The organism is Iodobacter violaceini (assembly GCF_011601265.1).
Classification (GTDB): Bacteria; Pseudomonadota; Gammaproteobacteria; order Burkholderiales; family Chitinibacteraceae; genus Iodobacter; species Iodobacter violaceini.
Map to the genome: position 1 here is coordinate 487093 of NZ_JAAOLX010000002.1, position 20469 is coordinate 507561.

Annotated in this window: 16 protein-coding genes; 9 read left to right on the forward strand and 7 right to left on the reverse strand. The window is 52.0% G+C overall.

Features of this window, described 5'->3' with window-relative positions; genetic code table 11:
- Positions 1–55 precede the first annotated feature (55 nt).
- From ccmC to HA050_RS05855, 8 genes are all read left to right on the forward strand, one after another.
- Positions 56–823, forward strand: a complete 768-nt coding sequence (ccmC, locus tag HA050_RS05820) for a heme ABC transporter permease CcmC (RefSeq protein ID WP_166823251.1) — start codon at positions 56–58, stop codon at positions 821–823.
- On the forward strand, positions 823–1041 hold the full coding sequence (gene ccmD, locus HA050_RS05825; RefSeq protein WP_166823254.1) for a heme exporter protein CcmD: 219 nt from the start codon (positions 823–825) through the stop codon (positions 1039–1041). The genes ccmC and ccmD overlap by 1 nt, the downstream gene beginning before the upstream one ends.
- Positions 1042–1473: 432 nt before the next feature.
- Complete coding sequence (gene ccmE / locus HA050_RS05830; protein ID WP_166823257.1) at positions 1474–1923, forward strand: cytochrome c maturation protein CcmE; 450 nt, start codon at positions 1474–1476, stop codon at positions 1921–1923.
- 128 nt (positions 1924–2051) lie between these two features.
- A complete protein-coding gene (locus HA050_RS05835) occupies positions 2052–4028 on the forward strand; it encodes a heme lyase CcmF/NrfE family subunit (protein ID WP_166823260.1) in 1977 nt (658 codons plus the stop codon).
- A gap of 206 nt (positions 4029–4234) precedes the next feature.
- Entirely contained in the window at positions 4235–4753 is a 519-nt protein-coding gene (locus HA050_RS05840) for a DsbE family thiol:disulfide interchange protein (RefSeq protein ID WP_166823263.1), read from the forward strand.
- Positions 4750–5367, forward strand: coding sequence for a cytochrome c-type biogenesis protein (locus tag HA050_RS05845; protein ID WP_166823266.1), 618 nt, complete (start codon positions 4750–4752; stop codon positions 5365–5367). The genes HA050_RS05840 and HA050_RS05845 overlap by 4 nt, the downstream gene beginning before the upstream one ends.
- Complete coding sequence (ccmI, locus tag HA050_RS05850; protein WP_166823270.1) at positions 5364–6206, forward strand: c-type cytochrome biogenesis protein CcmI; 843 nt, start codon at positions 5364–5366, stop codon at positions 6204–6206. Before HA050_RS05845 ends, ccmI begins: the two co-directional genes overlap by 4 nt.
- Before the next feature lie 140 nt (positions 6207–6346).
- Positions 6347–6925 (forward strand): DUF6988 family protein, encoded by a 579-nt coding sequence (locus HA050_RS05855; RefSeq protein WP_166823273.1) that lies wholly within the window; start codon positions 6347–6349, stop codon positions 6923–6925.
- Between the two features lie 50 nt (positions 6926–6975).
- On the opposite strand, the gene HA050_RS05860 is transcribed toward HA050_RS05855, so the two are convergent.
- The 5 genes from HA050_RS05860 to HA050_RS05880 all read right to left on the reverse strand — a co-directional run bounded on the left by HA050_RS05860 (position 6976) and on the right by HA050_RS05880 (position 12856).
- Entirely contained in the window at positions 6976–8292 is a 1317-nt protein-coding gene (locus HA050_RS05860; RefSeq protein ID WP_166823276.1) for a sigma-54-dependent transcriptional regulator, read from the reverse strand.
- Between the two features lie 143 nt (positions 8293–8435).
- Positions 8436–10259, reverse strand: coding sequence for an ATP-binding protein (locus HA050_RS05865; protein ID WP_166823278.1), 1824 nt, complete (start codon positions 10257–10259; stop codon positions 8436–8438).
- A 2-nt stretch (positions 10260–10261) separates the two neighbouring features.
- A complete protein-coding gene (locus HA050_RS05870) occupies positions 10262–11056 on the reverse strand; it encodes an ABC transporter ATP-binding protein (protein ID WP_166823281.1) in 795 nt (264 codons plus the stop codon).
- A 2-nt stretch (positions 11057–11058) separates the two neighbouring features.
- Complete coding sequence (locus HA050_RS05875; protein ID WP_166823283.1) at positions 11059–11880, reverse strand: ABC transporter permease; 822 nt, start codon at positions 11878–11880, stop codon at positions 11059–11061.
- Positions 11881–11890: 10 nt separating this feature from the next.
- On the reverse strand, positions 11891–12856 hold the full coding sequence (locus HA050_RS05880) for an ABC transporter substrate-binding protein (protein ID WP_166823286.1): 966 nt from the start codon (positions 12854–12856) through the stop codon (positions 11891–11893).
- 380 nt (positions 12857–13236) lie between these two features.
- Between HA050_RS05880 and HA050_RS05885 the strand changes: the two genes are divergently transcribed.
- The gene (locus HA050_RS05885; protein ID WP_166823289.1) at positions 13237–15807 is read left to right on the forward strand and encodes a [protein-PII] uridylyltransferase; all 2571 of its coding nucleotides are present in this window, start codon (positions 13237–13239) and stop codon (positions 15805–15807) included.
- Between the two features lie 168 nt (positions 15808–15975).
- Here the strand turns inward: HA050_RS05885 and HA050_RS05890 are convergent, their stop codons facing one another.
- Positions 15976–19395: a PAS domain-containing hybrid sensor histidine kinase/response regulator gene (locus HA050_RS05890; protein ID WP_166823292.1), complete on the reverse strand. Its 3420-nt coding sequence runs from the start codon at positions 19393–19395 to the stop codon at positions 15976–15978.
- Positions 19396–20184: a phosphate/phosphite/phosphonate ABC transporter substrate-binding protein gene (locus tag HA050_RS05895; protein ID WP_166823296.1), complete on the reverse strand. Its 789-nt coding sequence runs from the start codon at positions 20182–20184 to the stop codon at positions 19396–19398.
- Between the last annotated feature and the right edge of the window lie 285 nt (positions 20185–20469).

Here is a 20469-nt window from a genome sequence, read left to right on the forward strand (position 1 = left end):
AAGCTGATGCGCTATAGGCCAGGTGAAACCCACACAAGAAACATTCAGGGGAACAATGAAACCAAGCCATAACGGCCCGCGCTGGCTGAATTTATTTTCTTTTGCCTCCCCCATGCAGTTTTATCCGCTGGCAGGAAGGCTGATCCCGCTATTTATGGTTGCAGCCCTCTTATGCTGTGCTGTGGGGCTGTGGCTGGGCTTTGCTATTGCGCCGGGTGACGCGCAGCAGGGTGAAGGCTATCGGATTATTTTTCTGCATGTGCCCACCAGCTGGATGGCGATGTTTATTTATATCGTGATGGCGTTCTGGTCGGTGATGCATCTGGTTCTGCGCACCCGCTTATCCGCGATGATGGCGCAAGCTTTAGCCCCGACGGGTGCGCTGATGGCATTTTTATCGCTGTTCACCGGAGCACTGTGGGGCAAGCCGATGTGGGGAACCTGGTGGGTGTGGGATGCACGGCTTACCTCGATGTTGCTGCTGTTTTTTCTGTACCTGGGCTTTATCGCCCTCACCCGCAGCATTGATGAGCCAGATCGCGCCGACAAGGCCGGTTCAGTATTAGCCATCGTCGGCGTATTTAATGTGCCGGTGATTTATTTCTCAGTGAAATGGTGGAACACCCTGCACCAGGGCGCGTCTATCTCGATGGAGAACGGCAGCCGCATGGCCAGCACCATGCTGATTGCCATGCTGGTGATGTCACTGGCGGCATGGATGTACAGCATCGCTACCTGCTTATCCCGCGTTCGCACGCTGATTTTGCAGCGCGAAAGCCGCGCCCGCTGGGTAAAAGAGCGCATCGCCCAAGGAGAAAAATAATGTTCTCAATCCTCTACTGGGCCAGCTTCAGCGATTTTATCCATATGGGTGGATACGGCTTATATGTGTGGGGCTCTTTCATCGCCTGTGTTTTTGGGCTGGGCATGGAATGGCTATTAATCAGGCAGCAACGTAAGCAAGTGATTCAGCATTTAAGAAGAAGGGCTTTAGCACAAGAGATGGAGAATGAGGAATATGAGCATTCATCACTCTTGTAGGGCGGGTGAAGCCCCATATGCACTAACCAAATTGTTTTTTCATTAGCAAACAGCGAAAAAGCATAACAACCACGCTCTTTGCACAGGGCTTTTAAAGTCCCCTTGAAACACGCCGGAGCGAGGAACAAGCGGGGCGGGGTTTCGGCCAGGGAGCGAGGAACGAGCCAATCCCGCCTGCCGCCGACTCGATTGTCCGCAGCGCAGGGGCTTTCGTGTTTCGTGGGGTCGCCTTCTTTGCTTACTTTCTTGGCGAAGCAAGAAAGTGAGGCCCACGCGGGGGATTCCCGCACCTAAACACTGTGCCGAAGGCACTAAAAAGGTCTTTTTGACTTTGGTTAGCATTTATGGGGCAAAACCCGCGAGCGATACTGAAAAATACGCAGGTTTCACCCGTATTACAAAAACCCATCAAGAATCATCAAGGAGAAACCCATGTCCCCCAGACGTAAACGTATATTTTGGATTGTGGGTGCTTTAATCACTTTGGCTTTAGTCACTTTTTTTGTTGTGAATGCTTTTCGCCAGAACCTGGTGTTTTTCTACTCGCCAACGCAAATCATCAACGGTGAAGCGCCGCATGGCAGGGCCTTCAGGCTGGGCGGGATGGTGGTGGATAAAAGCCTGATCCGCGCCGCCGACGGCGTCAGTATTCGCTTTACTGTAACCGACACTGATAAAAACATCCCGGTGCAATTTCGAGGCTTATTGCCGGATTTATTTAAAGAAGGCAAAGGCGTAGTGGCCGAAGGACTTTGGGAAAACGGCATCTTCACCGCCACCGAAGTGCTCGCCAAACACGACGAAAACTACATGCCACCCGAAGCACAGGATGCAGTAAACAAAGCGCATCAGAAAGCGGCAGCAAACAAACCCAAACCTTGAACCAGGGAGCTAAGGGAAAGGCAGGAAGTTTCACAGAGGGGGCAAGTAAGTATTCGCCATGTGAGATGCCGTGCTCTCTGTGATGCAAGGTTTGAGTTTTAAAAGCGATATAAATCTCAGGAAAAACAATGATTGGTGAACTCGGTACTTTCACACTAATTCTGGCGCTGCTGGTGGCGCTGGTGCAGGGCACGCTGGGGATTTGGGGCGGGGTTAAGCAGTGGCTGCCCGCCATGCGCATCGCAAGACCTGCGGCGCTGTTGCAATTAGCACTCACCGCTGCGGCCTTTGCGCTGCTGGCCACGGCTTTTTTACAGGACGACTTTTCGATCCGCTATGTGGCGCGGCAATCTAACAGCCTGCTGCCGGTCTGGTTTAAATTTGCAGCTGTTTGGGGCGGGCATGAAGGCTCGCTCTTGCTTTGGGTGCTTATGCTCTCTGGCTGGGGCGCAGCGGTGGCGGTGTTTGCACGCAACCTGCCCCTCTCGGTGCAATCTTTAGTCAGCGGCGTATTGGCTTGGGTAGGCAGCGGCCTTTATCTGTTTATTTTACTGACCTCCAGCCCCTTTATCCGCCAGCTTCCCGCCCCCGGCAATGGCGCTGATTTAAACCCGCTGCTGCAGGACTTGGGGCTTATCCTTCATCCGCCACTGCTTTATATGGGTTACGTCGGCTTTTCTGTGGCCTTCGCTTTTGCTGTAGCCGCACTAATTTCTGGCCGCTTAGACGCCAGCTGGGCGCGCTGGAGCCGCCCCTGGACCGCCGCCGCATGGGTATCGCTCACGCTGGGCATTATGCTGGGCAGCGCGTGGGCATATTACGAATTGGGCTGGGGCGGCTGGTGGTTTTGGGATCCGGTTGAAAACGCCTCCTTTATGCCCTGGCTGGCCGGAACGGCGCTGATTCACTCGCTGGCCGTGGCCGAAAAACGCAATGCTTTTAAGCACTGGACAGTATTGCTGGCCATTGGCACCTTTTCGCTCTCACTCTTAGGAACATTTTTAGTGCGCTCTGGCGTACTGACTTCGGTGCACGCCTTTGCCACCGATCCGGCGCGCGGCTTATTTATTTTGATTTTTCTCTGCGTGGTGATCGGCGCATCGCTGGCGCTGTATGCCTGGCGTGCGCCCTTGCTGGAGGGCGGCGGCGCATTTAACTGGTGTTCACGCGAAGCACTGCTGCTTGCCAATAATGTGATTTTAGTTGTGGCCTGTGCCACGGTTTTCCTTGGCACGCTTTACCCGCTGCTGATTGACGCGCTCGGCCAGGGCAAGCTCTCTGTCGGCCCGCCTTATTTCAACAGCGTGTTTATTCCACTGATGATGCCCGCCCTGCTGCTGATGGGCTTAAGCGGCAGCGTGCGCTGGAAAAACCAGGATGGCCACAGCCTGTGGCTGGCTTATTACGGCCCGATGATTTTGGCGATTGTGGGCGGCATCTTGCTGCCGCTGTGTTGGGGATCTTGGAAATGGGGAGTGGCTGCCGCACTTGCCGTGGCACTTTGGGTGGCAATCACCTCGCTGCGTGACTGGAGCCGCCGCTTAATCAGCAACCGCCGCAATGGCATCACATGGTGGAAGGCACTGTGCAATGTGCCTGCGGCTTTTTCCGGCATGCATATCGCCCACTTTGGTATTGCCGTATTTGTAGCGGGCGTGACGGTAGTATCAAGCTACGAGCACGAAGATGATTTACGCATGGCCTTTGGCGACACGCACAAAATTGCGGGCTACACCCTCAGTTTTGACTCGGTAAAATCAACCCGAGCCAGCAATTACGCCGCGCTCACAGGGCAACTGACGCTCAGCCAAAACGGCAAGGCCATCAGCGTGATGCAACCCGAAAAACGCCAGTACTTCTCCAGCCAAATGCCTATGACCGAAGCGGCGATTCACCATACGGCAATCAAAGATATCTACGTCTCCCTTGGCGAACCACTGGGCGACAATCCATTTACCGGCGACTGGCTGGTGCGTGTGCATTACAAACCGCTGGTTGGCTGGATCTGGTACGGCTGCTTATTAATGGCGCTGGGCGGAGCCATCGCCTTGTCTGACCGCCGCTATCGCCAGAAGCGTGTAGCTAAAAAGCACACAGACGAATAAACCCTAAAATCTGCAGACACTGAGCTAAACGAGGACGCCGAAAACACGGAGAAAAAGATTCAAACACACACAAACTCAATGTTGCTTAAGGCATTGGTTTTCTCTGTGTTCCCTGTGCCCTCCGTGGTTCAATTTTTGAGTTTTTCAACATTTTTTCTCCCCGTTCTCTGTGTCTGCAGACCATTTATGCAGCTTAGGAAGTTTTAATGAAACGCTTTATTCCTTTAGTTATTTTTGCGGCACTGGCATTGCTGCTGGCGGTGGGTTTAACGCTTAATCCGCGAGAAATTCCTTCTGTGCTGATCGGCAAGCCTGCGCCGCAATTTAAGCTTGATCGCCTGGATGCCACAGGGCAGTTTTCGCCTGCCAGCCTCAAGGGCCAGGCGTGGCTGCTCAATGTGTGGGCCTCATGGTGCAGCGCCTGCATACAGGAGCACCCGGTACTCAACCAAATTGCCTCAGAGCACAAAGTCACCATCGTTGGTCTGGCTTATAAAGACTTGGATAAGGACGCCAGACAATGGCTGCAAAGCCGTGGCAATCCTTACAACGTAGTGGTGGCAGACAGGGATGGCAGAGTGGGCATTGATTACGGCGTATATGGTGTGCCCGAAACTTTTGTGATCGATAAAAATGGCAATATCGCTTACAAACACATCGGCGCGGTCACCCCCGACATCTTTAAAAACATCCTTCTGCCTGAGCTGCAAAAGGCACGATTATGAATAACCACCGCTTATTGGCATATTTTAAAACACAACATATTAAAACCCAGGCCAAGCACCACAGAGAACACGGCATTACACAAGCTTGGTATTCTCCGTGGCTCTCCGTGCCCGCCTTTTTCTCTGTGGTTCAAAGTTTGGGTTTTAGTACTCTGGCTATATGTGGATTATGGCTTGCACTGATGCTGCCCGCAGCAGCCAAGGTGGCTGCGCCAGCGGCCAGCGATGTGGCCGCGAATGCGCGGTTGGTCGAATTGTCTGCCGAGCTGCGCTGTCTGGTTTGCCAGAACGAAAGCCTTGCCAGCTCGCGTGCGCCACTGGCCGAAGACCTGCGCCGCGAAGTGCGTGAGCGCATTGCCGCAGGCGACAGCAACCCGCAAATCATCCGCCACCTCACCGATCGTTACGGTGACTTTGTCACTTACCGCCCGCCATTCAAGACCAGAACGCTGCTTTTATGGCTGTTACCACCGCTATTACTCCTGATTGGTTTGTTTCTGCTGCTGCGGCAAATCCGCCGCCGGAAGGCCGCCCCCGGCGAGGCCGATCCAGCCCGGCTGGCAGCTTTGCGAGCAGAGTTTGATGGCACCAACAATGGCAAGGACACGCAATGAACGCATCGCACTTTGGCTTATTTACCCTGATCTGCGCACTGATGGTAGTCATCACACTGGCCGCGCTGATCTGGCCGCTGCTTAAAGGACGCTCGCAAGCGGGCGATATTCGCCGCGCGCGCTATGCCCTGCACGACACCATTCTGGCCGAGCTGGATGAAGACTTACGCTATGGCCGATTAAGCGGGAGCGATCACATTATCGCCCGCCAGGAAGCTGAAAACCGCCTGATTAATGAAGTAGGCAACGCCAGCCCAACACTGAACGAGCAATCTGCACGTGGCCTGGTTATTACGATATTGCTATTACTGCCTCTGGCAGCAGGCGGCCTGTATTTCAAACTGGGCACGCCCACCGCGCTAGACCCAAGCACGCGCCAGCGCCCTGACATCGGCCCGAATGAAATCGCCGCCATGGTCAAAAAGCTTGAAGCACGGATGGTTTTAGAGCCAAACGATCAGCAAGGCTGGCTGATGCTGGCACGCAGCTACCGATCACAAGCCCGCTACGCGGAAGCAATCAGCGCTTACGAAAAAGCATGGCCAGCCATTGAAAAAGACGCAGGAGAAATCGCCCGCTTTGCAGGCGTACTCGCCATCGAGCAGAAAAGCTTCAAAGGACGTCCAACCGAGCTGCTCGTCAAATCGCTCTCCGTCAACGCCAGCGAGCCCGATGCCCTCATGCTGGCCGGCAGCGCCGCCGTAGAGCGTGGCGACAAGGCCGCCGCTAAAGAGTGGTGGAATAAATTGCTGATTTTGCTGGAAGTGGGCTCTGAGGATGAGCAATGGCTAAAAGAAGAAATCCGATTATTGGATAAGCCTAAGGATGCGGTGAAGTAAATGCTTTTTGAAACTGTGAAACAATATCTTCTGCCACATTCTCATCTATTTACAGAGGAAAATAAAGCACCACGATTTGTACTATAACTTGGCAAGCCTCAGCTATGGGGTCTCACCCGAAACAACCCACGAGGCCCTATATGCTGCACTCTCAAATTCGGCAATCCATGGAGTTACATCATTGGATTCAATGCCAATTAGACGGATTGGACATCCCGAACAACACAAAAACCACACTAGCAACAAGTTGCTTTGACGTCGCAATTGAATATTCAAATACCATAACAATTCTTGTGCAATCAAACCTCAATGGAACTTCATTTGCTCTATGGCGTCTTGTATTCGAAGCATATGTTCGCGGGGTATGGTTGCTAGACTGTGCGCACGAGTCAGATATCAGCAAATACATCGATGACACTCTTAATATACAATTTAATCAACTATTAGAGGCCATTGAGCAAAATGAAGCATACCAAGAGAAAACACTTTCCGATTTAAAAAATAAACATTACAAAACGATGTGTAGCTATACACACTGTGGAATTCAACAAGCAGGCAGGCGATTTACAGTCAGTGACGGTCAACCAGATTATCCCCCCGAAGATTTAATAAAAGTTATTTCACTAGCAAATATATTAGCGCTACTTGCCGCCCATAGAATAAGCACAATTGCAAATCGCTTAGATCTTGCAATAAAAATCCATGATAAATTTAAATAAATATAAAACTAGCCATATAAAATATATATTTCTTTATATCACCCTGCCATTTAGAGCAATGGATCTACCCCCAAATGATATTTCTTCACTTTGTCATACAGCGTTTTACGCGGTAGGCCGAGAGACAGGCTGGCGGCGGTAATTTGGCCTCCGGCGCGCAGCAGTGCATCTTCAATCAGATTTTTTTCGAAGCGCTCCACCAGCGAAGGTAAATCAAGCGCGGCTTCACTGGCGGGCATATCATCCAGCAGCGCCAGCACAAATCGATCGGCCACATTGCGCAGCTCGCGCACATTGCCTGGCCAGCTTTGCAGCATCAGCTCCCGCATCTGCCCTGGCGCGATAATCGGTGCAGGGCGGTGATAGCGCAGTGCAGCTTGCAGCACAAAATGCTCAAATAATAGCGGGATATCTTCGCGCCGCTCCCGCAGGGGCTGCAGATTCAGCGTGGCTACATTCAAGCGGTAGTAAAGATCCAGCCGAAACTGCTGCTGATCGCTCAACAGCTTTAAATCACTTTTGCTGGCGGCAATCACCCGGCAATTCACAGGGATGCTGACATTGCCACCAAGACGCTCCAACTGCCGCTCTTGCAAGACTCGCAGCAGTTTCACCTGCAGCATCAGCGGCATACTTTCCAGCTCGTCCAGAAACAGCGTGCCACCATTGGCGTATTCAATTTTGCCGATCCGCAGCTTGCTTGCGCCAGTAAACGCGCCCGCTTCATGGCCAAAGATTTCGCTTTCAAACAATTGCTCGGGCAGCGCGCCGCAATTTAGTGCTACAAAGGGATGCGCCGCCCGATGGCTGTGCTCATGCAGGCAACGCGCCACCAGCTCTTTACCCGTGCCGGTTTCGCCCATGATCAGCACATCGGCGTCGGTATCGGCGACATTCATAATGCGGCGGCGCAATTGCTCTATGCCTGCACCACGCCCCAACAAGCGCCCTTCTATGCCGGATCTGCGCTCCAGTTCACGCCGCAATTGGCGGTTTTCCAGTACCAGCTTGCGTTTTTCCTCTGCCCGCCGCACCACCTCAATTAATTGTTCAGATGCAAAAGGCTTTTCAATAAAATCATAAGCACCATCCCGCATCGCCTGCACCGCCATCGCCACATCGCCATGGCCGGTAATCAGCACCACGGGCAGCTCGGCATCCCGCTGCACACTTTTAGCCAAGAGCTGCAAACCATCCAATCCCGGCAAGCACACATCGCACACCACCACGCCAGCAAAATCGGTTTGCAAAAGCGGCAAGGCCGATTCGGCATCGGCAAAGGTTTCCACCGCAAAGCCTGCCAGCTCAAGTGTTTGGCTGCCAGCATGGCGGATCATTGCTTCATCGTCGATCAATAGCACTTTCATTGCAGCTCCTGTGGCGCTGGCAGCCTGCCGGGCTTAAGCGATCGTAACAAGGAAAAGACCGGTGATTTCCCGGATTTTTGAGGCGAACAGCCCGCTATTCAAAGAAAAAATACGTGAAATATGGCCAACGCAGCAGATCAGTCTTAAGCCCGACAGGCTGCAAGTAACTCCAGCTCAAAACAAGCCCCGCCTTCAGGGCGATTACTGGCCTGCAAATTGCCGCCAAAATCACGCACAATCGATAGCGAAATTGCCAGGCCCAAGCCCAGCCCTTCGGCGTCGCCCTTGGTGGTAAAAAAGGGGTCAAACACGCTGGATAACGGCTCTGCGGCAATGCCGGGGCCATTATCAAGTACGCTTATTTTTACTTTGTCCTCCGTCTGTTGCACCGCCAGCGTAATGCTGGCATCGGGCTGATTCCTTACCGCATCCAGCGCGTTTCTGAGCAAATTAATCAGTACTTGCTCCAGCCGCACCGCATTGCACAGTACCCAAAGCTGATCGGGCTGCTTGATATTTAACGCCACTCTTTGCTGGCGCAGGCGTTGCTCCAGCAACAGCAGCGCATTGGCAATGGATTGCTTCAGCAGTACCGGCTCGGCGCGATTATCGCTTTTTCGGGCAAAAGAGCGCAGCTGGCCGGTGATCTTGCCCATGCGCTCTGTCAGCTGGCTGATATGCAACAGATTGCCCGCTACCTCAGTGATATTTCCGCGCTCAAGGAACAACCTGGCGTTGTCGGCCAGGGCGCGCATGGCCGTCAGTGGCTGGTTAAGCTCATGCGTCACACCCGCTGCCATCTGCCCCAGCACGGCCATTTTGCCTGCTTGCACCAGCTCATTTTGCGCTGCACGCAGATCAAGCTCGGTACGTATACGCTCGGCTATTTCGCGTTGCAGCTGGGTATTTGCCCCCAGCAAATCATCGGTGCGGGCAGCCACTTTTTGTTCCAGCTGATCATGGGCTTGTTTGAGTGCCTGGCTGGCGCGCAGATTATCGCGGATGCGCCGCCGCCTTTGCCGCCAGAATAAATACCATGCCAGCAATGCCAATAAGCCCAGGCTGGTGCCCAGCAAAACACGGCTCACGCCCTGCCGGATGGGGGTGAGGTCCGTAAACAACACCATTTGCCAGCCCAGATCAGGCACTTTGGCGGTTTGCACCAGCACATCGGCCTGATCACGGCCTGCTTTAAAGCGCGCCAATTGAGTGTTGCTATCCAAGCGCTGCTGCTTCAGCAAACCCAGCTCGGGGAAAATATTGCGCCCATACTGGCGGCTCTCTTTAATGTATCGCAGCGTATAGCCGGGCAATGGGGCCAGCGTATGCCACTTCCAAGCCGGATCGGTGGCTAAAAAAGCAATACCATCTTTATCACTCACCAGCATGCGCTCGCCGGTTACGCGCCAATTACTTTCCAGCGCGTCGAGACTGACTTTGGCTACCACTACACCCAGCACCCGCTCACCATCTCTGATTGGATAAGATAAAAAATAACCGGGCTGTTGCGTAGTAAAGCCCACGCCATAAAAGCGCCCTGCATATCCCAGGCGGGCTTGCTGATAATAGGGGCGAAACGCATAGTTATTGCCGATATAGCTCTGCGGGGTGTCCCAATTACTGGAGGCCAGCGCCAAGCCTTCAGCATTTAAAACATAAATCGCCGATGCCTGAGCCGCATCGTTCACCGCCTTTAAATAGCGATTCACCCGCTCTAATTGCACCGCATCCTGCGGCGCGCGGAGTAAATCGGCCAAATCACGCTGGCTGGATAAAACAAAGGGCAGCCACGTATAACGCTCCACCGCATTACGCAAGCTGCCGGTGTAAACATCAAGGCGATGCTGACCAGCCGAGCGCAGTTGCGCCAGCGCGCTGCGCTCACTCCAGCTGGCAGCCAGCCACAACAGGCTGCCCGCCAGACAAAGTGTCGCCAATATCCAAAAGTATCGCGCTGGTTTAAGCATCTTTAATCAGAGCTCAAGCCGCACAGCTCGGCCTGCTGATGGCGCTGCTGCTCTTCCATCACCAGTGCACCAAGCTCACGTTTAAGCGCGTTAAATTCAGCCGAGCTGGGGTCGCGCGGCCTTGGAATATCCACCAGCACATCGCGCTTCACCGTGCCCGGGCGGTAAGTGAGAACAATGATGCGATCGGCCAGATAGATCGACTCCTCAATGCTGTGGGTGACAAACAGAATTGTTTTTTTATGCTCCTGCCAGATTTTAAGCAGCTCATCCTGCAGGCTGCGGCGGGTAAGCGCATCCAGTGCGCCAAAGGGCTCGTCCATCAGCATAATCGGCGAATTAAGCGCCAAAATACGCGCAATGGCCACACGCTGACGCATCCCGCCAGACAAATCCTTAGGAAAGCGCTTGCGAAACTCCATCAGCTTCAGTGTTTCCAGCAGCTCAGCCACTTTGCTATCAATCTGTTCCTGCGGCATTTTTTGGATGGCCAGGCCAAAGGCAATATTTTGCTCAACCGTCATCCATGGGAACAGCGCGTATTCCTGAAACACCATGCCGCGATCTGGCCCGGTGTCTTTAATCTGCGCGCCATCCACGGTGATGCTGCCGCTCGTTGGATGAGAAAACCCGGCCACCGCATTAAGCAGGGTTGATTTGCCACAGCCCGAAGGCCCCAGCAGGCAAACAAACTGCCCATTAGGGATCTCAAGACTGATATCCCGCAAAGCCACCACATCGTCACCTGGCGTTTTAAAAACTTTATTCACCCGCGCTATTTTGATTTGTGCTGTCATGATTAATGCTCCAGGCCGCGGTGCCAGCGCAACAAGTGGTTATTGAGTTTATTCATTGCCATATCAATTGCAAGGCCAAGTAAGCCGATCGTCAGCATACCCGCAATGATTTTGTCTGACCAAAAATACTCACGCGCTTCCAGAATTCTGAAGCCCAGCCCATTATTCACCGCAATCATTTCTGAAACGATCACCACAATAAACGCCGTACCCACCCCGATACGCGCACCGGCCAGAATATACGGCGTGGCCGCCGGTAAGATCACTTTCAGGAACAAGGTGCTTTGGCTCGCGCCTAAATTGCGCGCCGCACGCAGATAAATAGAATCCACCTGACGCACCCCGGCAATGGTATTCATCAATACAGGAAAAAACGCCCCAATCACAATCAGGAAAATCGCCGGTGCATTGCCCAAACCAAACCACAAAATAGAGAGCGGGATATAAGCAATCGGTGGAATTGGCCGCAAAACCTGAATCATCGGATTAAACCAGCCATACACCCGCGGGCTGGCCCCCATAAGCAGCCCCAGCGGCAAAGCCAGCGCCGCACCAATCGCAAAGCCCACAATTACCCGATACAGCGTGCCGATGGCATCGTGAATCATCTCGCCTGAAAACAACCAGGCGGCATAGCTGCTCTGGCTGGCGTCATAGGCCTCCATTGGCAATAAATACGCATACCAGCGCAGCACCACCTGCCATGGGGAAGGCAAAATCTGCGGGTTTAGCCAGCCTGCCATTGCTGCAGCCTGCCAAAGCGCAATCAGGGCCACGGGCAGCCAAAGCCCCGTTACGGCCCGGGTGAATAATGTTTTATTCATCGGATTGCCCTTATTTCACGTTTAAAGATTTCTTAGCCTGATCGAGCAGATCCAGCTTCACCCACTCTTTGGCCACTGGCGGCTTCACCATTTTGCCCACGCCATATTTGGCCATAAAATCGGTAGTGATCTGCATATGCTCAACGCTCAGATTGTAATAAAACGGCGAATTAGCGATGGCATCCTGATAATCATCCACCGTAATCTGGCCTTTAAACATATTGCTGCGTACATAGTTTTCGGCGAGTTTAGGATCATCCATAAAGGCTTTGGTGGCTTGCACAAAGCACTTCATAAACTTTTCAGCCAGCGGGCGATTCGTGTTGTAAAGCTTTTCGCTCATCACCAGCGTGCGAATCGGCTCGCCCATCGGCGTTTCATAAGGTTTGAGCAATTCCACGCCAAAGCCCTTATTAATCGCTTGCGAAGCCTGCGGCTCAGATTGCGACATGGCATCAATCTGCTTTTGCATCAGCGCCTGGTTTAAATCCGCAAACGGCAGGTAAACAATTTTGACATCCTTGCCCGGTTTTTCTGACCAGCTCAGATTCGCCTTGGCCAGCTCCGCCAACAGCGCCAGCTCTTGTGCCCCGCCGCGTGCCACCCCTACCGATTTGCCTTTAAAATCGGCCACGGTTTTAATGGCTGAGCCCGGCTGCACCACAATCCTGATGCCACCTTTAGCAAAGCCCGCCACCGCATACACCGGCACGCCGCCTGCCCGCCCGGCAATGGCCGCATCTGCCGCACTGGCCGCCACATCAATCTCGCCCGCAATAATGGCCGGCATAATATCCAGCCCCTTGGCAAACATCCTCTCCTCTACCTTAATCCCGCACTTAGGCGCGATTTCCTTGATATATGAGACCGCGCCGTAATGGGCGAATTTGAGATTACCCAGACGAATCACATCTTCTGCGGCATAGGCAGAAAAAGAAGTCATGGCCAGCGATGCGATCAAAGTAAGTTTCTTCATTGCAACTCCGTAGCTAAAGGTAAGGGCAGACAGCCTGACAGGCTTCCCTTAGCTATTTAGCAATTAGCTTGCCAGCAGGCTGACACAGGCCAACTACATTGCAAGCCCTTGCTTACAAAGAAAAAACGACGTGATACTGACTATTCCACTGACACCAATGATGGCGAAACTACAGAATCAGGCAATATTAAACGGCGGAAAACCGCCTGAATTCATTACGATTCAATGCATCGTACTGATCTGTTTAAATAAACTGACGGCGCAAAGACCTCTAAAGATGTAGCACCATAAAACTTACTTACGCACAACTACCCTATCCACCGCCACTCCCCGCCCCTTTCTCCTATAAACTACAGCACCACCTTATATTTGGCTGAGTTATGCGTCCTGTCAGTGCCATCCGGGCTTCTTATGCGGCTGATAAAGCTGCCTTACACCAACGCTTTGATACCCCAAGCGAAGCCTTGCCGATTCTGGCGGAGCTGACGCAGCTCACCGATCGCACTTTAAGCGAGCTGTGGGGCAGGCATCAGTTTATTGATGAGGTGCTGCTGGTGGCCGTTGGCGGCTATGGGCGCGGGGAGCTGTTTCCTTATTCTGATGTGGATTTATTGATTTTATTGCCCGATCTGCCCTCGCCAGCCCTTTTAGAAAAGCTGGAAGTTTTTGTGGGCGAGCTGTGGGATATTGGTCTGGAGGTGGGCCATTCGGTACGCACCACGGCCGATTGCATGCACGAGGCGGAAAAAGATATCACCGTGCAAACAGCTATTTTAGAAGCGCGGCTGTTGGTTGGAGATCCTGAGCGCTTTAAAGAATTTTATGACACAGTGCATCGCTATATTGATACCAAGGAGTTCTTTGAGGCCAAATTATTAGAGCAGCAGGCACGCTATGGCCGCTTTCAAAACGCGACCTACAATCTGGAGCCTAATATCAAAGAAGCGCCGGGTGGCTTGCGCGATTTACATTTAATTGGCTGGATTGCCGCCAGCCAGGGTTTAGGCCGCGACTGGCATGCCCTGGCGCAGCTTAAAATGCTGACCGATGAAGAAATTATTAAATTAGAAAACGCCGAGCGGGTATTACGCGCCTATCGCATTCAATTGCACTGGCGGGCAAAGCGCCGTGAGGATCGTATTTTATTTGATTACCAGCACACGCTCGCCAGCGATTTTAAATTTGCAGACAGTGAAAAAGGCTCGATCCGCCTGCGCGCCAGTGAAGCGCTGATGGCCACCTATTACCGCTCTGCCCGCATTATCAGCCAGCTTACGCCTTTATTATTAGCAGCCCTGAAAGCACGTATTTTTTCGCAGGTTGGGATAGAGACCCGACCGATTAATGAATCATTTCAATTACGTGGCTCAGCCATTGAAATCACCGCTCCCGATGTATTTGAACGCCAGCCTTCAGCCATTTTGGAATTATTCTGGCAACTGGAAAGCATCCGCGATGCAAAGGAAATCAGCCCTGCCACGCTCAGGGCACTTTGGCATGCCAGATCCAGTATTGATGATGATTTCCGGCGCAATCCAATTAATCAGCAGCGCTTTATTGATATTTTCCGCGAACCACGCGGCTTAACCCGTGTATTACGCCGCATGAATCAATACGGCGTATTAGGCCGGTTTATTCCGGAATTCGGGCAGATTGTTGGGCGTATGCAGCATGATTTATTTCATGTTTATACCGTGGATGAACACACCTTAATGGTATTGCGTAATGTACGGCGCTTTGCAGTCAATGCCTTTACCCATGAATACCCAATGTGTTCACGCCTATTGGCAGAATTTGATCGGCCAGAAGTTTTATATCTGGCGGCGCTGTTTCATGATATTGGCAAGGGGCGTGGCGGCGATCATTCCTTATTAGGCAAAGAGATTGCGGCTAAGTGGTGCGCCAGCATGCCGCTTTCTAATGAGGATGCCCAGTTGATCACCTGGCTGGTAGAGCATCACCTCACCATGTCGGCCGTGGCGCAAAAACAGGATGTATATGATCCCGAAACCATTCAGGCCTTTGCCACCTGGGTGGGGGATCAGCGCAAGCTCACCGCCATTTACCTGCTGACAGTAGCCGATATCCGCGGCACCAGCCCCAAGGTATGGAATGCATGGAAGGCCAAGCTGCTTGAAGATTTATTTAAAGCCACCCAGCGCCTGTTCAGCAGCCAGGACAGCAGCAGCCGCTCCTGGCTGGAAGAGCGCAAGGATGAGGCGCTGCGGCTGATCCGCCTGCATGGCCTGCGTCAGGAAGCACACGAAGAATTCTGGAAAGTGCTCGATACCGTGTATTTCTTACGCCACGATGCCAAAGAAATTGCATGGCATACCCGCATGCTGTTTTCCCGCATAAACACCCTTAAACCGGTGGTGCGAGCACGGCTTTCAGAATCAGGCGAAGGCTTGCAAGTCATGGTGTACAGCCAGGACAAAAATGATTTATTTGCACAAATCTGCAGTTTTTTTGAGCGCGCTGGCTATACCATTTTTGATGCGCATATCCACACCACGCAAAATGGCTATGCCTTAGATAGTTTCTATATTTATATCCCCGATAACCGGGTAGACAATTACCGTGATTTAATTGGCTATATCGAGTTTGAACTTAGCCAGCAATTAGAAAAAGGCCTGCCGCTGGCCACGGTGCAAAAATCGCGTATTTCCCGCCAGTTAAAGCATTTCCCCATTCAGCCCCATGTGATGATACGTGCAGATGAGCGCGGCAAATATCATGTGCTCTCCATTGCCGCAGGGGACAGAACCGGCCTGCTCTCTACCATTGCCCGCGTGCTGGCGAATAACCGGATTGAAATTCAATCGGCAAAAATTATGACTTTGGGCGAGCGGGCAGAAGATAATTTCTTAATCAGCGGTGAATTACTCAAAGATCAGCACGCATCCCGTGCATTAGAGGCGGAGCTGTTACAGGCAATTCATGCGCATTAGTGCATGCCCCTGTTGATGGCTTAAAATGGCCTGGCCAGGGATTGCGCCTCACTGTAATGACGATGATTATGCGGGGAATTTTGTGCTGAGCCCGGATTTCCCCTTCAGCAAAACAATTCAGTCAGCCTGCATTTTTATAGCGGCGGCCGGATCATCATTTAAATCAGCTTATTGGAATTCGCCGTATTTTTCTAAAAGTGTTTCACACTGTTTTTGCCCCCGCATAAAATCAAATGCCCCCATCGCCTCGTACAAGGCTTTAAGCTCGGGATCGGCTGTACGAGCGTATTTTTTTTGCAGCCGGGCATGCACATCAAAGGCTAATAAATCCGAACCTTTTAGCAGACTATGTAATTCTTTAATATCTGCCAGCAACTGCGAGGTATCCGGCACCCCCTCTGCTGGCATGGCCTGGGTATAGCTCAGAGCAAGCGGCTCAATCAGACGGATACTGGACAGCACGGCGTCCCTCAGTGCCTCACAAAGCGCATCGTGCTCCGCAGTCGCAGTTTTCAGTTCATCCTCTGTTTGTTGAGCAACCGCCGCTAAATAACCGGCCCCGGCTGTAGCGGCAAGCCCCTTTAAGGTATGCATTAAACGGCGGGCTTCTTCTCTTTTTCCTGCCCGTAAAAAAGCATCCAGCTGATCTGGCACTTCGCTGACTTCTGACAAAAAAGACTGTAAAACACGCCCATATAAGCCGCTGTTATTTCCCAGCCGCTCTAAAGCACCGGTGAGATCAAGCTCATCTTTGGCCGGAAATTTCGCGTCATCCGGCACGCTGATGACTTCGCTGCATAAAACTGGCTGATGCCGGGTTTGCCTGACCTGGCTTTGCACAATCTGAATAAGATGCATCAAATCAAAGGGCTTGCCAATATGATCATTCATCCCTGCAGCAAGGCAAGCCTCACGATCTGAATCCATGGCATTGGCCGTCATGGCAATCACGGGCAAGGTGGCCATACCCAAACCATGCCGGATAATGTGCGTAGCAGTATAGCCGTCCATCACGGGCATTTGCACATCCATCAGCACCGCATCAAAAGGGCGGGCGGCTTGAACAATCGCATCAATGCCCGCCTTCCCGTTTGCAGCCAGCTCTACATGCGCGCCTTCTGCGCTGAGCAGTTCTTGCGCCACCTGCTGATTCATTAAATTGTCTTCAACCACCAACAGATGCAGCCCGATCAGACGGCAAGGCTTTATTCCCGGCAGGCGGGGCCTGTTGCGCAGATTACCCAGGCCTGCCCGCGCATCGGCCACCGCATCAAACAGCATCGAAGCCGTCACAGGCTTCACCAAAAAGCTATTCAGGGCGGCCTGCTCTTCGCTGCTGCGCTGAGCCAGCAACTCCCGGCCATGCGTTGTCACCATCACAATGACAGGAGTATCCGTGGTCAGCAGGATTTTTCTGATCCGTAAAATGGTTTCCCAGCCATCCATATCCGGCATATGCCAATCCACAAAAATAGCCTGATAGCCCCCCTGAGCCAAAGTCTGGCACGCCTCCACTTTAGCAATCGCCTCTTGCCCGCTCCGGGCCACATCCACCTGCCAGCCCCAGGAGCGGGCCATATCCACCATCAGCCCGCAGGCGGTTTCATTATCATCCACCACCAAAACATGCAAATGATTAAGCCCCCCCACAAAACTTGAGCGGTCTGCCTCTTCTGCTAAAGCATCCACGGCAGGCAGTATGATTTCAAAGTAAAAGGTGCTGCCCTTCCCTGCCTCGCTTTCCAGCATCAGGCTGCCACCCATCATTTCAACCAATCGCCTGGAAATAGATAAACCCAGCCCCGTCCCGCCAAAGCGCCGCGTAGTAGATGATTCGGCCTGAGTAAATCCTTCAAAGATATGTCTTTGATTTTCGGCTGTAATGCCAATACCGCTATCTTTAACTGAAATACGCAAGGAGATTTGATCTTCAATCTGGCCAAGCAGTTTTATTTGAATAATGACTTCGCCCGTTTCAGTAAATTTAATGGCATTGCCCGCAAGATTAATCAGAATTTGCCGCAGCCTCAGCACATCACCAACCAGGGCTTTGGGCATGGATGAATCAATATCGAATAATACCTCAATGGGTTTTGCACCTGTATTGGCCGATAAAATAACGGATAAATCCCGCAGCAGCCTGTCTAAACGAAACGGCTGCGGATCCAGCTCCATTTTCCCGGCTTCCATTTTAGAAAAATCCAGAATATCATTCAGCAGCCCTAATAAAGACTGCGCCGCACCTTCGGTTTTAGTGGTGTAATCGAGCTGCCTGTCGCTTAATTCGGTATTTTGCAATAATTTAAGCATGCCCAGAATCGCATTCATTGGTGTGCGAATTTCATGGCTCATATTGGCTAAAAACTGGCTTTTTGCCACCGTTGCCGCCTCTGCCCTCGCTTTTGCAGCCTGCAAAGATAATTCATAATTTTTAATTTCAGTGATATCAGTACATATAGAAATATATTGCTCAGCTACTGCATTAATTCCCATCAGGGGCACAATGGTGGCATTTACCCAATAAAACTGCCCCAATTTGTTTTTATTTTTAATTTCACCATGCCAAACCTGCCCGCGGCTAATTGCAGACCAAAGCGAAGCAAAAAAAGCAGGCGGGTGAAATTCTGAATTAAGAATACGATGACTCTGCCCCAGTAATTCTTCCCTGGAATACACAGAAATCTCACAAAACAAATCGTTGGCATACACAATCAGGCCATTTAAATCCGTAATGCTGACAATAGCATGCTGATCAAGTGCAAATTTTTGGTGATTTAATTCGCTGTTTTGCGTTAATAAGCGCGCTGAAACATGATTAAGCGCCTCACCTAAAGCCTGGATTTCTGAAGACTCGCCTGATACCTGAAATTTGGCCCCAAGAGCATGATCCAGACCGGTGGCAAACCGGGTGGCCTGTTGTAAGGCCCGGATGGGCGGCCCAAGCAGGCATTTAAGTAAAACCAGCGTCACGGTGATCGCCAGCGCAATAATCAGCAGCGCCTGTGTCCATATGGCGATCACCTGCTGATTTAAACCATCGGTGCTATAGCTCACCCTGACCCAGCCCACATGGCTGCCCGCCATAACCGGGTGCCAGGCCGACATGGTTTGCTTGCTGGCCAAACGATGAAGGCTGAGCGCTGTATTCACCTCTTCAGACTGAGTAAAGGGCCGCACCTGCCGGGGAGGATGCAAACGCTCATGGCCAAAATAAGGCACGCTGCGCCCATGTTCAAACACCACTTCACTCAGCAGTTTTCCTTCCGGATTACTCACCTGCACCAAAAAAATACCGGGGGTTGTGGCGGTTTGCATCGAGATCGCTTCAATGCTCACCCAGTCTTCTACCAGCAAAAACTGAGCATCCACGGTGGCAAGATTCTGAGCCAAAGCGGCCATATTGTTCATTACGGTGGTGCGAAGCAAATGGGTTTGCCTGCTTGCCGTATAAGCCCCGTAACCCAGCAGCGATACCACAAGGCAAATCGAGGTAAGCAGCATAATCTGCCGTGAAAGGCTGCGCGGCAAAGCCCTGTATATGGCGTGCCACCATGTGTGCGACGAAGAAGGAATCAGGGGCGCATCCATCTAGTTTTTCTCTTCTGCATCATATTTCTGAAGCTTTAAAGCGTCTAAAGGCAAGTAGTCTTTTTCATAAAGAGCCTGCACTGGGTTAGAAAAACGAATTTCCTTCAGCAAAGCACGCCCTGCCTCATCCTGGGCCAAAGCCATAAAGGCCTGTGCAATGGCATTGCGATCTTTTAAAGGCACACGGGGGTGGGCCACAATCGGGTGCGAAGCGACTTCCGGCATCTGATAAATAATATGCAGCTGCCCGCGTATCTCAGGCCGCTCGTCATCAAACGCGGCGAGCACGCTTCCGCCAGCCGCCACCTCGTTTCGCGCCAGGTGCAAAAAAACATTGGAATGAGTGCCCAGATATCGCGGAGTAAATTGCAATCCCATACGCCCGCTTAAGTGAGCGCGAAGCAAAATAGAAGCGCCAAAGGCATTAGGCGCCGGAAAAGCAATGGTCTGACCGTTTAAATCTTTGGCAGACTTAAACCTGCTGTCTTTACGTGCAAGTAATATCCCGACTAAAGGCTTGCTGTCTTTTAACAGGGGGATATAACCCTGCCGGGGCCGGGCACGCAGCGCCTGGTAGGGATTAACATAGGCAAAGTCAGCACTGCCATTGTTTATAGCCGCATCAAACTGCGTATAGCCAGCGGCAAGCTTCAGCTCAAGCACTATGCCTGTATCGTGCGAAATACGCTGCAAGACAGGCTGCCATTCCTGATGTAAACGATCAGGGCCAAACTGAGGGACCACAGAAAAAGTATATCTGCCCGCAGCAAAGCTGCAATTGATAAGCATAAGCAGCCCGCACAGGGCCTTAAGCAAATACTTACACATACCCACTCCTAAGCCCGATAAGTACCACCGAGTGGTATTACATCTTGAATAAGAATAGTGTGCAATTTAGCCATTGCTTAGAAAGTATCTGATTATTTTCCGAAAGAAGGCAAGCCTGCACGCCTTGCGAGCTCTGGCCTTCTTTGAATGCAAACAACCAGATCGCTGATACCCAACCGAAAACGGATTGGCGTATACCTCTGGCCCCTCAGGGCCAGTTGATTCAAAAACAAGTAAATAAGCCCA

Coding starts and splice junctions, on each gene's coding strand:
- HA050_RS05845 (WP_166823266.1), top strand. CDS start 4,750: ATGAATAACCACCGCTTATTGGCATATTTTAAAACACAACATATTAAA.
- HA050_RS05880 (WP_166823286.1), bottom strand. CDS start 12,856: ATGAAGAAACTTACTTTGATCGCATCGCTGGCCATGACTTCTTTTTCT.
- HA050_RS05840 (WP_166823263.1), top strand. CDS start 4,235: ATGAAACGCTTTATTCCTTTAGTTATTTTTGCGGCACTGGCATTGCTG.
- HA050_RS05875 (WP_166823283.1), bottom strand. CDS start 11,880: ATGAATAAAACATTATTCACCCGGGCCGTAACGGGGCTTTGGCTGCCC.
- ccmE (WP_166823257.1), top strand. CDS start 1,474: ATGTCCCCCAGACGTAAACGTATATTTTGGATTGTGGGTGCTTTAATC.
- HA050_RS05895 (WP_166823296.1), bottom strand. CDS start 20,184: ATGCTTATCAATTGCAGCTTTGCTGCGGGCAGATATACTTTTTCTGTG.
- HA050_RS05890 (WP_166823292.1), bottom strand. CDS start 19,395: ATGGATGCGCCCCTGATTCCTTCTTCGTCGCACACATGGTGGCACGCC.
- HA050_RS05865 (WP_166823278.1), bottom strand. CDS start 10,259: ATGCTTAAACCAGCGCGATACTTTTGGATATTGGCGACACTTTGTCTG.
- HA050_RS05885 (WP_166823289.1), top strand. CDS start 13,237: ATGCGTCCTGTCAGTGCCATCCGGGCTTCTTATGCGGCTGATAAAGCT.
- HA050_RS05855 (WP_166823273.1), top strand. CDS start 6,347: ATGCTGCACTCTCAAATTCGGCAATCCATGGAGTTACATCATTGGATT.
- HA050_RS05870 (WP_166823281.1), bottom strand. CDS start 11,056: ATGACAGCACAAATCAAAATAGCGCGGGTGAATAAAGTTTTTAAAACG.
- ccmC (WP_166823251.1), top strand. CDS start 56: ATGAAACCAAGCCATAACGGCCCGCGCTGGCTGAATTTATTTTCTTTT.
- ccmD (WP_166823254.1), top strand. CDS start 823: ATGTTCTCAATCCTCTACTGGGCCAGCTTCAGCGATTTTATCCATATG.
- ccmI (WP_166823270.1), top strand. CDS start 5,364: ATGAACGCATCGCACTTTGGCTTATTTACCCTGATCTGCGCACTGATG.
- HA050_RS05860 (WP_166823276.1), bottom strand. CDS start 8,292: ATGAAAGTGCTATTGATCGACGATGAAGCAATGATCCGCCATGCTGGC.
- HA050_RS05835 (WP_166823260.1), top strand. CDS start 2,052: ATGATTGGTGAACTCGGTACTTTCACACTAATTCTGGCGCTGCTGGTG.